This window comes from Dyadobacter sp. HNCC25DJ183 (assembly GCF_056895175.1).
On record NZ_JBXHAP010000005.1, the window covers coordinates 158,837 to 174,561 of the forward strand.

Sequence of the window (15,725 nt, forward strand, 5' to 3'; positions counted from 1 at the left end):
ATGCCAGATTTAGTCAGCCCAACTAACAGTATTAGGCTGGGTTACTGCCGATTCTACTGGTTTTAAATGGAGCTTTTCCTGAAAAAACCTGTCAGTAGCTTCGTACACGCCTTTTACGTCTTTAGAGCGTAGCCGTGAAGCAATTACATGGTCGCCGCTTTCCGGAAATGCCTTTTCAACTTTCGATGTTTCCGGCGTACCCAGCAGTGGTGCCATATCTCGGATCGCTTTTACAGAAACCACTGGATCCTGTTCTTTTTCATTTTTGTAATAATAACCTACAAAAACGGGCATTTTAATGCGCTCGTAAACTTCACGTCGCGAAATCACGTCCATCATCTGCTGCAAAGTGACCAGTCCATTGGTATGGTAACCCTGCAACCAGAACTGCGCGCGCTCGGGAATAGAGTCCCTGCCTTTGCTGTGCTCGCCAATGACCTGGTGCAGGATTTGCTTGCCCCAGGGTCCGGTAATCAGCTTCAAGGTAGGATTGGCCACTTCTATGCAGGGCGAATAAAGTACCAGTCCCTTGATTTCCGGGTGTGTCGAAGCGAGGTATACCGAAAGCAAACCACCCGCAGAAGTACCTATTACGATCACACTGTCACCCAATGCTTTCCCTATCGCCAATGCGCGTTTGGCCCCGGCCAGAAAGTTGTTCGGAGTGAGATCATCAAATGCGCTGGTATCAGCTATACCTGCGTCGTGCATGCGCGCCAGGTATAAATTCGCGCCATATCTTTTTGCCAAATCCTTGTGCACAGGATCGCCTTCTGCCCAGCTTGCGCCGAAGCCGTGGATATATACAATACTGTAAGGCGTCTTTTCCTTTTTGCTGCTGTCTGCCCAGATAATGCGGGCTTCATTGTCTTGCTTAATGTGGGCAACTGCTTTTTCGGACTGGTTAATTTCCTGTTCGAGTTTGGGGAGGTCAGTGGTAATGGTGGGTAAAACGGGTGTTAAACGTGCTTCCGGCACCTTCGGTCCGGCATAGTAAACAATGCCCGTGAGGACGACGAATGCGACAAGCCAGACCAGAAATTTTAACATTTTTTATAAGTTAAGAAGGTTTATCAATACTATCTTGCAAACATAATTTAATATCCTTTCTATGCCCAACCTGCTACTAGTTGAGGACGATGCAAATCTGGGATCGCTGCTTCAGGAATATCTGATCGATAAAGGCTATTCTACTGATCTTGCTACTGATGGACAGAAAGGATGGCAGGCTTTTGTCGATAAAGAGTACGATTTATGCATTTTCGACGTGATGATGCCTAAAAAGGATGGATTTTCTCTGGCAAAAGAAGTTAGGATGAGTGGACGCGATGTTCCCATCATTTTCCTGACTGCCAAATCAATGAAGGAAGATACTATGCAGGGTTTTCGTGTCGGGGCCGATGACTATGTTACAAAGCCCTTTGACCGGGAGGAATTGCTCCTCCGGATAGAAGCAATTTTGCGCCGGTATAAAAAACAGCCTGATACTAAGGAAGAACTGAAAGTGTACCAGATCGGGCAGTATCAGTTTGATTACAGTCACCAGCAGCTTTCCGCAAATGACAAGTCAGCCCGGCTTACCAGTAAAGAATCCGAGCTGCTCCGCCTTTTTTGTCAAAACCTCAATCAGCCGATCAGCCGCAGCTATGCATTGAAAACCATCTGGGGAGACGATTCCTATTTTAATGCCCGCAGTATGGATGTGTACATTACCAAACTACGCAAATACCTTCGCGAAGATCCTTCCATTCAGATCATGAACCTGCACGGGGAAGGGTTTAAGTTGATGGTGGGGTGAAGGGGAGGAAGTAGGAAAAAGGAGGGTTTGCGAAACTGAAACGGGAGCTGCATGGTTTTTTATTTGCATTAAGTATTTAAGTAGCTTACAAAAAAGCCGACAGCCGACAGCTGATCGCCGACAGCCAATCATGATCAATATATCCCGTCGCCCGAGACGTAATAGAAAATCCGCAGGAATCAGGGATCTGGTTCAGGAAACGACACTTCAGGTTTCCGATTTCATTTACCCGATGTTTGTCCAGGAAGGCTCCAACCAAAAGGTGGAAGTCAAATCAATGCCCGGTATTTATCGGTTCTCTCTTGACAATTTGCTCGAAGAATTAAAGGAAGTAACGGATCTCGGAATCCGCGCCATCGACCTTTTTCCCAATTATCCCGAAAGTAAAAAAGACAAAGTTGCCTCGGAAAGTTACCGCGAGCATACCTTCTATCTGAAAGCGATCACCGCAATCAAGGAGCGCTTTCCCGAGCTGGTGATTATGACCGACGTGGCAATGGACCCGTACAGTTCTGATGGTCACGACGGACTGGTTGAGAATGGCAAGATTTTGAATGATGCTACATTGGAAATTCTTGCCAACATGTCGCTCGCTCAGGCGAAAGCGGGCGCAGATATCCTTGGACCAAGTGATATGATGGACGGTCGGGTAGGTTATATCCGTCAGCACCTGGACTCGCACGGGTTTTCGGATGTGAGTATCATGTCGTATTCTGCCAAGTATGCGAGTGCATTCTATGGTCCGTTCCGCGATGCGCTTGAATCGGCACCTAAGTTCGGGGATAAGAAAACATATCAGATGAACCCGGCCAACAAGCGCGAGGCATTGCTGGAAGCGCAGCTTGATTTCGCGGAAGGAGCGGATATGCTGATGGTAAAACCCGCGCTTTCTTATCTGGACATTATTCGTTTGCTCGATGAGAATTTTGATATTCCCATTGCGGCATACAATGTTTCAGGTGAATACGCGATGATTAAGGCCGCTGCACAAAATGGCTGGCTGGACGGTGACCGCGCCATGATGGAAGTACTTACCAGTATCCGCCGCGCCGGTGCCAAATGCATTCTGACCTATTTTGCGAAGGAGGCAGCTGTGATTTTGAATGGGTAATATTCCTCAAGACCTTATCGGAAATTGTAAGGATTATTTTACATTCAATTTCTTAAAACGATATCTGAAATTATAAATGAATAAGTCATTCTTGCTGGCGCTTGCTTTAAGCTTACACTTCCAGCCTTCCTTCTCACAAAAGAAATCACCTGCATTACCTGAATTTCAGGTGAAGAAATCCGAAGTGGAGGCGCATATGCGGTTCCTGGCGGCGGATGAATTGATGGGGCGGCGGACTGCGGAAATGGGCAATCTTGTTGCTGCCCGTTACATTGCAGAGCAGTTCCGGAAGCTGGGCCTGAGTGCTGTGGCAGGTACAGGAACCAATAACAACACTTATTTCCAGAGTGTCCCTTTCGAGAAAATGGGAGCTTCTGCTCCCGGCGAAATCACTGCTGATGCGGAAATCATGAAGGCGGGACAGGACTGGATCCTGATGAACGGAGGGGAAACAAATCTCAAAGCGCCGGTTGTTTATGCCAGCTTTGGTCTTGAAAATGCGGCTAAAAGCTGGGACGATTACAAAGGCCTGGATGTAAAAGGCAAGATCGTGCTCGTGGAAAGCGGCACGCCCGAAACTCAAACACCGGGCGAAATCATTGCGACATCTATCGCAAAAAGAAAGCTCGCCGCTGAGAAAGGCGCTGTAGCTGTTATTGAGCTATTCAATGCGCCCATTCCCTGGAACATCGTGCTGCGTAATTTTGCTGGCGAAAAGTTATCCCTTTCGGAAAGTGATAAAGGCTCTTTATCCTCCATTCCGCACGCGTGGATAAATGGTAAGGAAGCAAAATTTGCCCGGGCATTGCGCGGCGCTAAGGAAATAGACTTTAAAACAGCCGGCCGGAAAACGCAGCAGGTCAATAGCTATAATGTGGTCGGTTTAATTGCAGGATCTGATCCGAAGCTGAAAGACGAGTATATATTGCTGTCAGCGCATTATGATCACGTGGGTGTAGGCAAGCAGGGTGGCCAGCCTTTCACAGCTGAGGACAGCATTTTCAATGGCGCGAGAGACAATGCATTCGGGACTGTGGCTCTGCTGACTGCGGCCGAGGCCTTGTCTAAAAATCCGCCGAAAAGATCGGTTTTGATCGTTGCACTGACAGGTGAAGAGATAGGTTTGCTGGGAAGTAAATACTACGCGTCGCATCCGCTGCTGCCTTTGAACAAATGCATATTCAACCTTAATTCTGACGGTGCAGGTTATAACGACACCACGATCGTGGCTGTAATGGGCCTGGACCGTACAGGCGCCCGCTCAGAAATTGAAACTGCGAGTAAAGCTTTCGGTCTGGGCGTTTTCGCAGACCCTTCGCCGGAACAAGGTCTTTTTGACAGATCGGACAACGTGAACTTTGCCAAAGAGGGAATTCCTGCACCTACTTTTACACCCGGCTTCAAGGAATTTAACGGTGATATCATGAAAAACTATCACCAGGTTTCAGACAATCCCGAAACGGTCGACTTTAACTATCTTTTGAAATTCAGCCAGGCTTATACTTATACGACCCGCCTGATCGCAGATAGAAAAACAGCTCCTCAATGGTCAGCTGGCGACAAATACGAACCTGCTGCCAAGAAGCTTTACGGTAAATAGAAAAGAATTATAACCAACAAAAAAGAGCTGGATTCACATGGGATCCAGCTCTTTTTTGTTGGTTATAACCTGAATTTACTTTGCTCCCGGAGGGCAGTTCTTTTTCAGATAATCGGTAAACAAACTTCTCAAATGCGCTGAGGTACCCTGGCCTTCGCTGATGCTGTGTGAACGGTTGGGGTAGGGCATGAATTGGAATACCTTATTTGCCCTGATCAGTTCGTTGACAAGCATTTCAGCATTTTGATAATGCACATTATCGTCTCCCGTGCCGTGAATGTAAAGCAGGTTACCCTGCAGGTTTTTTGCGTAGGTTATCGGTGACCCTTTTACGAAATCCTCCCGGTTTTCTTGCGGGATGCCCATATACCGTTCCTGGTAGATGTTATCGTAAGTAAGCTGGTTTCCAACAGCAGCCACAGCGATACCTGTTTTAAAGTGCTGAGGATATTGGAAAAGCAGGTTTAAAGTAGAAGAACCCCCGCCGCTCCATCCGTGCACAGCTACTCTTGAAGTGTCAATGAATGCATATTTTTTGAACATTGCAGTAGCTGCTCCGTCCATATCCTTGATGTTGATCCTCCCGATGTTCTTGTAAATGGCTTTTCTCCATTTCGCGCCCTTTGGAGAAGGTGTACCGCGGTTATCAATAGATGCATAAATGTAGCCGTCGTCTGCCATACTGCCGTTGTACAATCTGTTGCGGCCTGTTCCATAGGTATCTTTCACAGTACTTGAAGCGGGTTCTCCGTACACGGTGAATACAATCGGGTACTTCTTGGAAGCGTCAAAATTGATTGGTTTCACGAGCCAGCCATCAATTTCCACACCTTCGTCCGTAGTTACCTTGAAAAATTCAATGTCCAGCTTGGCGGAATTGATCTTGCCTGCTGACTGTGCAATAGAATTCGCGGGATCAATGGAAGTGTGTTTCGGGAGCGAAATCCATTCGGTAAGCGGCGCAGTTTTCGCATTGGAAAAACGGTGCATTGCAAATTTCGCCAGGGGTGAAATTTCGTACACATGCGATCCCTGCTGATCTGCCGGCGTGATTCTCACTGGCTTGCCTTTTCCATCAAGCGTAGTTTTGTACAAATAGCTCTGCGTTGCATTGTCGGGAGAAGCAATGAAATAGTATGCATTGTTTTTCTCGTCGATTCTGACAGGATTAATCATATCAAAATTCCCAACCGTGATCAAAGTCTCCTTTTTACCATCGCGACTTACGCGGTAAGTGTGGCGCCAGCCGTCTTTTTCACTTACCCACAAAAACTCCTTCCCATTGTTGATCCAGTCCCAGCCCATCGGGTCATTTTCCCAGCGGCTCTTGATATCGATCCAGGCCTCGTCTTTTTCAGTGTAAAAAGGCTTGGCAGATCCGTCGGTTGTATTGACGTAAAGCAGGGTACTTTCGTTTTGCTTGCGGTTAAGCTGCTGTATAACAAGCTCATTTGGCATACCCGACCATTCCATTCTGGGGACATAGGTGTTTTGCGGATCACCCGGAATGTTCATCCATTTAGTCTGGGAGCCAGCGATATCTACCACACCAATTTTGTAAGGCGAAGGTGTTTCTCCTACTTTCGGATACTCAACAGGTACATTGAAAGAGTAAATGGAATCTGTCGTATTGATCATCAAAAAGTTGCGGATCTTGGTTGCATCCAGCTGCCAGTAAGCAATGGACTTGCTGTCGTCGCTCCACCGGAAGCCGTCGCGGCAATCAAATTCCTCTTCATATGCCCAATCGAAAGTACCATTGATCACACGATCAGTACCGTCTTTCGTCAGTTGCTTCACTTCTCCGCTCTGCAGATCCTCGGCATATACATTGTGCTTGCTTACATAGGCTACATGTTTTCCGTCTGGAGAGAACTTTCCAAACATCAGTGACGAAGCCGGCAAGCCTTTGCCAAGCTGTTTCAGAGTTTTGGCAGTAATATCAAAAACCCAGTAATCGCCGCGGGTATCATATCTCCACACTCTTTTGGAGTTGGTATAAATCAAAACCTTATCTCCTGACTTGCTCATCGTGTAGCTTCTGATTGGAAGAGGGCTGCCTCCTGCAGGAGTTATCTGCGCTTTTGAAACAATGACCTTGGGCGTATTCGCTGGCAAGGTTACTTCCACAATATCGTTTTCACTTACATCGCGATAGCCACTTCCATCGGGAAGCCACTGAAAAGTATCGGGGATTTGGGCTGATAGTTGGAGAGAGATTATGGCGAATGCCAGAATCCTGATGACGTGCTTCATGTTCGGCTTAAAAATTGGTAGAACAACTATTGTAATGCAATGTTAACATTTTCTTTATTCTTTTCCTTCCTCACTATCATTGCTTTGCTTCTTGCTCCGGCGCTGTTTTTTCAGTGCCTCGCTGAGCAGGTATTCGATCTGACCATTTAAGCTACGAAAATCCTGCTGTGCCCAAACTTCGAGTTCTTTGAGCATATCAGGATTGATCCGTAAAACAAATGCCTTTTTTTCTGACATATCAGGGGTACAAAGTGCCAGCGTTCAAAATAGGCGTCGCTGCCTTTTCACCGCATAATACTACCAATAAATTACTTACCATAGCGGCTTTCCGTTCCTCATCCAGCTCCACGATCTGCTTTTCAGACAGCATGGCGAGCGCCATATCCACCATTCCTACTGCGCCGTTTACGATCTGTCTGCGCGCGGCCACTACTGCGGAAGCTTGCTGTCTCTGCAGCATTGCGCCGGCAATTTCAGGCGCATAAGCCAGGTGACTAATCCGGGCTTCGAGGACTTCAATGCCCGCCCTGCTCAGCCGCTCCGTAAGCTCGCCTTCCAGCATTTCGTTGATTTTACCACTTCCGTCGCGCAGGGTAACTTCCTGTGCTGCCAGGTCATCGTCTTCCATGCTGTCGTATGCATAAATGCCTGCCAGGTGGCGTACAGCCGCTTCCGATTGTATTTCCACGTACTTTACATAATCATCTACCTCAAAGCAGGCTTTCACTGTATCGCCTACGCGCCATACAACCACGGCAGCGATTTCAATGGGATTACCCAGCTTGTCGTTCACTTTCAGCTTCTGTCCATTCAGGTTACGCGCACGCAGGCTGATCTTCTTCTTCTTAAACAGCGGGTTGACCCAGCTTAGTCCATTCCGCTTGATCGTTCCCTGATAATCCCCGAAAAATGTGGCTACAACTGCTTCGTTCGGGTTGATTACTGTAAACCCGAGTATCAGAAAAAAGCCGGGAATAAATAAAATTACGCCGGGAAGCGAGTTGTTCAATCCGGCCGAAAGGGCACCTCCTGCCAGCATCAGCAACAAGCCGAGGCCGAGCATCGTAGCCCCTGATTCAGTACCTAGTTCTTTTTCATTCATAGCCTTGAAGTTGATATTAAAATGATATCACAATATTATCAATTACCGGCTAAATGCATTACAATTCAGGATAAAAAAAATCCCAAAACACTTGAATGGTTTTGGGATTGGATAAACGGTTTCCTGGTGAAATCAATCCATCTGAAAATTGATAGGCACGTTATAACGAACCCGCACCGGTTTGCCCCGCATTTCTCCGGGTACCCAGTGCCCGTCCATTTTCTTGACAACGCGCAGCGCTTCTTCATCAAGGCCAAAACCGGCACTTTTTTCAACTTTATATTCACACAAACTGCCGTCTTCACACACTACAAATGACAATTGCACCCTCCCAGTAACTCCACGACGGGAGGCTTCTGTTGGATATTTTATGTTCATTCCAAGGAATCTGTAAAATGCATTAAGGCCGCCTTTGAATTGCGGATTGATTTGTGGCTCGGTATACTCACTTTTTGCGCCGTCGTGGTATGCTATTCCTTTTTGTAGCGTTCCATTTTCGTACAATTCTTCATAATGCAGGGTACTGTCGGCCCACTTACCTGTCCATTTGCCAGTTTTGCCGCCCGCTGTAATGCGGCCGTTTTCGGTGAGCCACTTTCCATTATAGGTTTTCTCGGTTATTGCCCAGGTACCTTCGCCGGCCTTGGTAAGCTGTGTTCCGTCCTTTTTCCATGCATCGAGATATACGGTTCTGGGAATTTCGGTCGGCTTGGCGCTCATGATTTCTGTTACGGATTTGATCTGGCCGTTTTCATACCATTTTACTTCCGTTTTCACGCTGTCGGTATATAGCTGCAATTCACGCACCATTCCATTCAGATCATACAATTTGTGAAGGTATGCTTTGTTGTTGGCGCCATACTCCGTGTACTCCAGCAAGCGTCCATTCATCTGAAATGTACCTTCCGCAGCGTGGCTGGCCATATTCTGGTCTCTCGCAGAAATGGAATACACTTGTATGGAATCGGTATTTGCAGGCAGGTAGTCAGACCTGAACCAGCCATTATTCCTGGCAAATGCAGCTGCACCCATTCGTTTCCATTTGTTCCCCTGGCGGTTTTCGTACACAACATCGCGCGCTACAAACCCTGTTTCGTCTACTGGCAGGATCTTCCTGTACTCGGCCTTGTTCGGGTCGGAAGAAGGCGCATATTTCCCGTCGTAGTATTCAACTATTGCTTTGCTCGTACTGTCATATCCGGCCTGCGGCGCGATTTTGAAGGTCACCGGATAAGAAATGGACTGTCTTACCGGCTCACCTTTGACCGTAGCCGGTTTCCATGCCTGGTAGAGTTTGAAAACGCGGAGTGCTTCCTGGTTGCATAGTGAATCAATCCCGCGTGCTACCTCCACGTTGCTGACACTCCCGTCTGTCTCGACCACTGCTTTTACGTACACCCTTCCATTGATACCTTTGAAGGCGCTTTTAAATGGGACTTGCAGGTTGGTGTTGATAAACTGAGTCAACAATGGATTTCCGCCTGCGGGCTCGGCTACTTTTTCAACCTCATGAGGAAGGTGGATTTTTTGTGCAAATGCACCGAATGAACATGCGAGAAGAAGGGTAAAAAGTGCTCTCATGGCTTGGTTTGTCGATTTTTTGAAATATAAATATCTGGGCTTTTTTCTTAAATAACCAATGGTGACGAGCAGAAATTGTGTATCGCTATTTGTAGAAATAGTTTTTAGTATAAAACTTAACTCACTGATAAACTGCCAGTAACATCCAGGTAATATAAAATGAGAAGATTTGTATCATGGGAGATACAACTCACTTTCGTACAATCATCATTTCTGATCTGCATTTAGGCGCCGGAGGTTCCAAAGCGGAGGAGGTGACAAACTTTTTGAAGAGCTATACCTGCAAAAAGTTAATTCTGAATGGAGACATCATCGATGCGTGGCAGTTGAAAAAATATGGTGTATGGAAGCGAAAGCACACTATGTTCTTTAAAAGGGTGCTGAAAATGATTGAAGAGCACAAAACAAAGGTGATTTACATCCGAGGTAACCACGATGACTTCCTGGACCAGATCATTCCGCTGCGGCTCGGCAAGCACTTTCAGATCAGAAAAGACTACATTCTAAACTCGGGTACCCAGCGTTTTTACGTTACCCACGGCGACGTTTTCGATTCCATTACGACGCATTTGAAATGGCTTGCGTACCTCGGTGATATGGGGTACACATTTTTGCTTTGGGTCAATAAATTTTACAACAAATACCGTGAATGGAGAGGCCTGTCTTACTATTCACTTTCCCAGCGGATTAAACAATCCGTAAAAATGGCGGTTAATTACATGACCGACTTTGAGGAAAAACTGACAGAGCTGGCGCGCTCCCGCAGCTGCGACGGCGTGATATGCGGGCACATTCACCACCCTGCTATCCGCGAGATTGATGGGATCATGTATATGAATTCGGGTGATTGGGTCGAAACGCTCAGTGCATTGGTAGAGGATTTTGACGGAAACTGGAGTCTGCTGTATTACGATCAGCAGGAGGTTATTCAAAAGCCTGTAAAAACGAAAGCGAAGGTTATTACTGAGAACTTCACAGTTTCTGAGAAGCAGGTTGCATTCACGGGCTTGTTAACCGGCCGGAACCAACGCTATTTATAATATGAAAATCCTGTTTATGGTGCAGGGCGAGGGTAGGGGCCACCTTACCCAGGCTATTTCGCTTGGACAAATCCTGCGATCAGCAGGTCACGAAGTCGTGGGTGCGCTGGTAGGAACTTCGCCAGGCCGGCAGATACCTGCCTTTTTCAACGAGTCCATTCATGCTCCGGTGTATCACTTTGATGCACCTAATATCATTTACAAAGCACAGGGCGGGGGAATGAACCTGCAACGGACTTTGTGTACCCATTTAGCAAATATTCCAAAATACCTCCGCAGCCTCCAAAGGATACATCAAACTGTGAGACAGATCCGGCCAGACCTGATTGTCAGTTTTTATGATACCTTTGGCGGCTTGTACAATCTGAAGTACAGATCGGAAATCCCGATGGTTTGCATTGCACATCAGTATTTGCTTCTGCATCCCCGATTCGTTTTTCCTGAACAAAGCAGGGTTAGTCGGTTTTTGATCAATTTAAACTCAAAATCCACTTCCTGGCTTGCCGGCAAGAGGCTTGCGTTGTCATTCCGTGAAATTTCGTCGCGACCTGATCTTAAAATCACCGTAGTACCGCCGCTTTTAAGGCGCGAGATCGGCAGGCTTGTGCCTCGGAAAGGCGACTATTTCCTGGTTTACATGACACACCACAGTCTGAGCCAGCAAATTATCTCTTGGCACCAGCAACATCCCGACATCAGGCTGCATTGCTTCTGGGACAATCCGAATGTTTCCGAAGAATTTGAGTACGATGAAACGCTCACCTTTCACAGGATCAATAGCGAAAAGTACCTGAATATGCTCGCAGGTTGCCGTGCATTGGTTACGACAGCCGGTTTTGAATCTGTTTGTGAAGCAATGTACCTGGGCAAGCCTGTGATGATGGTGCCGGTACCCAATCATTTTGAACAGGAATGTAATGCGTTGGACGGCGTTATTTCAGGTGCGGGCGTAACTTCCAAATCTTTCGATCTCTCGATATTGCTTGACTACCTGCCCACTCACATTGACCAATCCGTAAAGTTCCGCGCCTGGTATCACAGCGGTAAAGCGATGTTTTTAAAAGAGATAGAAGCCTTTGCCGGCGGTAGCACTCATACGGCAGATACTGGTGCTTTTCACAACACAGGTGAAACAAAATCGTCCGAAAGCAAGGCTCTCGGACGATAACGCACCCCGAAAATGCCGACATGGCCGGCATTTTTTATCTTTGATACTCTAAATGTCTGATAATGAAAGGTTCACTTAATGTTATTTGCTGTCCGGGTTCTTAATCCTTCCCATAAATAAGATCGTATTCGATGTGTTTTCACTGATGATAATCCCGAATGGCCGATCGCAAATGAATTTCGGCTCTTCGGGGCCCCAGGAGGTAGTCGACATTCCAATTGATGTTACAGCCGCTGCTTCCGTTCCTTTTTCATCAATCCCCAGGTAGGTATCCTGTTTCACAAAGTCTACCTTTAGCCCCGTATCCCGGTTTATTTTTCCAAATTCGGCTCCATTTGAAAATGCTCTTTTGATTCCCATTTGCATTAAAGTACCCTTCAGTAAAGCCGAATATTCGAGCTTAAATCTGGGCAAGCCAACTTTAATATTGCTGGTATTTGTCATGGAAGTAATTGTTTTCCATTCGTCCGCATCAAGTCCTGATAATATCCCGTCAATCGTAGCACTACCTTTTGGAAGCAGAATGGTCATGCTAAACTGCCCATTTCCGTATGGAAGCTTTACTGCACTGTAAGTTGCATCGCCGGCGGTAGTGAATGCACCCTTTACATTCATCATTTTAACCGTTTTTACAGTACCATCTTCCAATGTGAAGGGAGCGTCTGCTGTTTCTTTAGGTTCAAACTTTGCTTTCCAGTCACCTTTGAAGTACAGTGCATTCAGCAGGAACATCACGTGATCAGCCTGTATCTGCTCGATTACTTTCTTGATTTTTCCATTGGTTTTATCACTTGCCCATTGGTTAATCCTGCCGACAGCAGCAGCGTTAAAGGGTAAACCGGTTATCTCCGCGTGAAATGAATCGCGAAGTACACTCTGGAAATCTGGTGAGACATTAAATCCGGTTTTATACCAGATTGAATTGGCGAGACCTAATGTAACCTTTGAATCGGCAACCGGAAGATCATTGATCAGGGTCTGATATGCCTTGTTCAGGTCGGCCATTGACACACCCTGCATTTCAAGTGATTTCTGAATTTCCTGTGCAGTTTCACTTTCAGCGCCATTCAGCAGCATTCCAAGCGCCATATGCAAGCTCAATGGTGATACAAAGAAGTTGTCCTCAGGCTGTGTTTTTTGAAGGTTGTGTAAAAAGTTGAAGGCAAACCTGCTTGATCCGTCTGCTACTTCGGCAGGAATGATCACGGGATTAACCTCGTTGGAAGGGTTGACATCCTCATCGCTGGTACAACCTACCAAAGCAGAAGCCGCCAGTAAGGATGCAAAGAGTGACTTGGTTAAGATTTTCATGGCTAATAAATGTTAAGGTAAGCTAAGGAACAGATTCAAGAAGAAAGACTCCCTTTCAATGCATCAACACTTTTCAGATTCAAAAACCCTAACGAAGGTTGGAAGAGGTTTCGAACAATTTTAAAATGAATACCTGACTCCCCAGGACACTCCGTACAGGTAAGGATGTGCGTCCAGCGTTTGGTTAGATCTGAAACCTGATGAAACAGATCTCTGGTAAGAGCCCGTCAAACTCGCTTTCCACTGGTTGGAAAGGCGGTAATTGAACCTCAAACCAGTGGTGGCAGCCCAGTTCACACTTCTGTATATTTCGTCGCTGGCTGTGGTGGTGATAATCTCGCCCGAAGCGGCTTCAAGTTCATTGCTCAGGAAGAAATTCGCCATCATACCGCCCAGAAGAGAGTAGCTCAGTTTTCTGTCAGGATTGAGCGTAAAACCAGCTTGTACCGGCATTTGCAGGTATTGGTAATTGTTGCTAACCTTTTTGGCTACATCGATATAGGCAGTTCCATTGTTAAAGTTTTTCTCGGCTGAGAAAGACGGTCTCGGAGAAGCGTCGGCCAATGCATTTTCCAGTACGTTAGCCGATTGGTTATAAGCATTCAGCAGGTACCCGCCGCCTTCATAAGAAGAGTTTGCCTGCAGGTAGCTAAGACCAAGTTCCACCGACCAGTGTTTCGAAAACCGCATTCCGCCTTGTGTTTGCAAGGCATAAGAAGCACCTGCTTCACTGGAACCGGAAACCGCTCTCGCACTTGAAAGCGCCTGATAAGAAAAGGCTTGCGGAGTTTGCTTAACCTGCACGTCGGGATTAAAAGAACCGGGCATTATCCCGATACCAGCCCAATATTCCTTGTGTTTTTTGGGCTTTATCTCTTCTTCTGCAATCACATCAGGTTTAAAGAATACATACCTTTTCTGGAAATGCACATCCAGGTCATTATAGGAACGCCCTGCAAGCATTTCCGGCGTAGCCGCATTTTGGTCTGTATTATTTTGTGCCAAAAGCGGAGCCTCAGGTTCACGGGTAGCTGGCGATACTGCGGCAATGTTCTCCTGCTCCGAGGGCAGAGTGTGTTTTGAGTAGGTATCCCTTCCGGAAGGCTGTACACCAGACCTTTCCGATTTCGCTAATGCATTGGTGCGACTATTTTCCCAAGCCGGCGAATTACGTGCGGCATTTCCAGTGCCCGCAATGGCTGAGTTTTTATCAGAAATATCAGACTGCTTATCCGAAGAATTCTTTTCATTTCCAGCAGCTGCAATTGCCTCATTATCTTTAATGTCTGTACCTGAGGTATCAGAGTCAGCTGAATGTAACTCAGGCTTTACAGCTGATTTCGTGATAGCGAGATCATTTCCATGATGCGCATTCCTGAAATTGGAATACCACATTCCTGCACCTACGACCAGCAAAGCAGCAACCGATGCGGCAGCAAGCCACAACTTTTTTGACTGCCACCAAAGCGGAAGAACTTTCCCCTTCTCATTCTCTTCGTCGAGACGCGCTTCTATATTCTCCCAGATTGATTTCGGGGGAGTTTCAGAAGCATCGCTCAGCGCCTTTCGCCACTGTTCTTCAAAATTGTTTATTCCGGACGGATCCATCGTCAAATCTTGTTTCCTTGTTCAGTTTTTGTTGAAGGAGTGTTCTTGCCCTCGCATATTGCGATTTGGAAGTTCCTTCTGAAATACCCAGTTTTTGAGCTATTTCATTGTGTTGATAACCTTCAATGGCATAGAGGTTAAAGATCGTCTGGCAACCTGGCGGCAACTCCCTGATCAGCTCCAGTAATTGCTGCATCTGGAAATTACCCAGTGTAAACTCTCTGTCCGCAATCCCATTGAGATGGTAATCAATGTCATCCAGATCTTTCAGGTACTTCTGCTGCCTCAGGTGGTTGAGCGCGGTATTTACTACGACCGAGCGTAACCAGTATTCCAATGGACTGTCTGCCCTGAAAGAATCTATATTCTCATATATTTTTATAAAAGCATCCTGTAAAACATCCTCCGCATCAGCCCGGTTTTTGGTGTACCGAAGGCAAATAGCGAACAACTTTCCCCCAAAAACATCGTATAGCTGCTTCTGGGCGGTGCGGTTGCGCTGTTTACAGCCTCTCACCAGTTCCTGTTCGTTAAAGGTCATCCGAAGGTTGGGGGTGCTTCGTTCGGTTTATGATTTAAAATCAGCACCCTTACCCAAAGGTAGTCGAATACTGCTTCGATTTGGCTGGGTTTGAAATACTGAAAACCGCAATCCGTACATAATACGACACAGATCGCGTTTAAATGGTTGGAAAGTACTGGCCGGATTTTCCAGAATATTCGTATGTTGTTTTGAGGAACTAATAACCGGTGCATATCATTTTATAAACAGATCACACACAAGAAGAAAGGTATTTGTTGTAAACCTAACTTTATCACCTATGAGCCAATATATGGTTGAAATACAACTTCCGGCGGTGCTTACGGAGGATTTCACGGCAAAAATACCAGCACAGAAGAAAAAGATCAATGAGCTTATGGAAATGGGACGAATGATGTCCTATGCATTATCAGATGATTACTCCCGGCTCTGGTGCGTCGTAAGGGCGGACAGTGAGTTTGAGGTAATGTCACTTGTATCCGAGTTTCCGCTGATTGACTATATGAATCCGAAAATCACGAAGCTGATGTTTAATAATGTTGTTGCTTTGCGACTGCCGATGTTCTCTTTGAATTAACCTGGTAACAATGCTATTGTTGAGGGCTTTCC

At 46.4% G+C, this 15,725-nt stretch carries 14 protein-coding genes; 6 read left to right on the top strand and 8 right to left on the bottom strand.

Annotation, left to right across the window (positions count from 1 at the left end):
* Positions 1–9: 9 nt before the first annotated feature.
* Positions 10–1,050, bottom strand: a complete 1,041-nt coding sequence (locus tag AC1XTG_RS14010) for an alpha/beta hydrolase (RefSeq protein WP_056290903.1) — start codon at positions 1,048–1,050, stop codon at positions 10–12.
* Positions 1,051–1,111: 61 nt separating this feature from the next.
* Between AC1XTG_RS14010 and AC1XTG_RS14015 the strand changes: the two genes are divergently transcribed.
* From AC1XTG_RS14015 to AC1XTG_RS14025, 3 genes are all read left to right on the top strand, one after another.
* Positions 1,112–1,798 carry a response regulator transcription factor gene (locus AC1XTG_RS14015; RefSeq protein WP_056290905.1) on the top strand — a complete coding sequence of 229 codons (687 nt, stop codon included), beginning with the start codon at positions 1,112–1,114 and terminating at the stop codon, positions 1,796–1,798.
* Between the two features lie 130 nt (positions 1,799–1,928).
* Positions 1,929–2,909, top strand: coding sequence for a porphobilinogen synthase (gene hemB, locus AC1XTG_RS14020; RefSeq protein WP_200942853.1), 981 nt, complete (start codon positions 1,929–1,931; stop codon positions 2,907–2,909).
* A gap of 76 nt (positions 2,910–2,985) precedes the next feature.
* The gene (locus tag AC1XTG_RS14025; protein ID WP_484842411.1) at positions 2,986–4,509 is read left to right on the top strand and encodes a M20/M25/M40 family metallo-hydrolase; all 1,524 of its coding nucleotides are present in this window, start codon (positions 2,986–2,988) and stop codon (positions 4,507–4,509) included.
* Positions 4,510–4,584: 75 nt separating this feature from the next.
* Here AC1XTG_RS14025 and AC1XTG_RS14030 read toward each other — a convergent pair whose 3' ends face one another.
* The 4 genes from AC1XTG_RS14030 to AC1XTG_RS14045 form a co-directional block, all read right to left on the bottom strand.
* Complete coding sequence (locus tag AC1XTG_RS14030; RefSeq protein ID WP_484842412.1) at positions 4,585–6,765, bottom strand: S9 family peptidase; 2,181 nt, start codon at positions 6,763–6,765, stop codon at positions 4,585–4,587.
* A gap of 54 nt (positions 6,766–6,819) precedes the next feature.
* Complete coding sequence (locus tag AC1XTG_RS14035; protein ID WP_056290912.1) at positions 6,820–7,002, bottom strand: type II toxin-antitoxin system antitoxin; 183 nt, start codon at positions 7,000–7,002, stop codon at positions 6,820–6,822.
* A gap of 1 nt (position 7,003) precedes the next feature.
* Positions 7,004–7,867: an SPFH domain-containing protein gene (locus AC1XTG_RS14040; RefSeq protein ID WP_056290913.1), complete on the bottom strand. Its 864-nt coding sequence runs from the start codon at positions 7,865–7,867 to the stop codon at positions 7,004–7,006.
* Between the two features lie 132 nt (positions 7,868–7,999).
* The gene (locus tag AC1XTG_RS14045; RefSeq protein ID WP_484842413.1) at positions 8,000–9,448 is read right to left on the bottom strand and encodes an energy transducer TonB; all 1,449 of its coding nucleotides are present in this window, start codon (positions 9,446–9,448) and stop codon (positions 8,000–8,002) included.
* Between the two features lie 176 nt (positions 9,449–9,624).
* Here AC1XTG_RS14045 and AC1XTG_RS14050 point away from each other — a divergent pair, with 176 nt between their 5' ends.
* Positions 9,625–10,488 carry a UDP-2,3-diacylglucosamine diphosphatase gene (locus AC1XTG_RS14050; RefSeq protein ID WP_056290917.1) on the top strand — a complete coding sequence of 288 codons (864 nt, stop codon included), beginning with the start codon at positions 9,625–9,627 and terminating at the stop codon, positions 10,486–10,488.
* Position 10,489: 1 nt separating this feature from the next.
* Positions 10,490–11,656, top strand: coding sequence for a glycosyltransferase family protein (locus AC1XTG_RS14055; RefSeq protein WP_484842414.1), 1,167 nt, complete (start codon positions 10,490–10,492; stop codon positions 11,654–11,656).
* 81 nt (positions 11,657–11,737) lie between these two features.
* Here AC1XTG_RS14055 and AC1XTG_RS14060 read toward each other — a convergent pair whose 3' ends face one another.
* From AC1XTG_RS14060 to AC1XTG_RS14070, 3 genes are all read right to left on the bottom strand, one after another.
* Positions 11,738–12,967, bottom strand: a complete 1,230-nt coding sequence (locus tag AC1XTG_RS14060) for a serpin family protein (RefSeq protein WP_056290919.1) — start codon at positions 12,965–12,967, stop codon at positions 11,738–11,740.
* A 120-nt stretch (positions 12,968–13,087) separates the two neighbouring features.
* Positions 13,088–14,575 carry an outer membrane beta-barrel protein gene (locus AC1XTG_RS14065; protein WP_484842415.1) on the bottom strand — a complete coding sequence of 496 codons (1,488 nt, stop codon included), beginning with the start codon at positions 14,573–14,575 and terminating at the stop codon, positions 13,088–13,090.
* Positions 14,547–15,116: an RNA polymerase sigma factor gene (locus AC1XTG_RS14070; RefSeq protein ID WP_056290923.1), complete on the bottom strand. Its 570-nt coding sequence runs from the start codon at positions 15,114–15,116 to the stop codon at positions 14,547–14,549. The genes AC1XTG_RS14065 and AC1XTG_RS14070 overlap by 29 nt, the downstream gene beginning before the upstream one ends.
* 280 nt (positions 15,117–15,396) lie before the next feature.
* On the opposite strand from AC1XTG_RS14070, the gene AC1XTG_RS14075 reads away from it, so the two are divergent.
* Entirely contained in the window at positions 15,397–15,693 is a 297-nt protein-coding gene (locus tag AC1XTG_RS14075) for a muconolactone Delta-isomerase family protein (RefSeq protein WP_484842416.1), read from the top strand.
* Positions 15,694–15,725 lie beyond the last annotated feature (32 nt).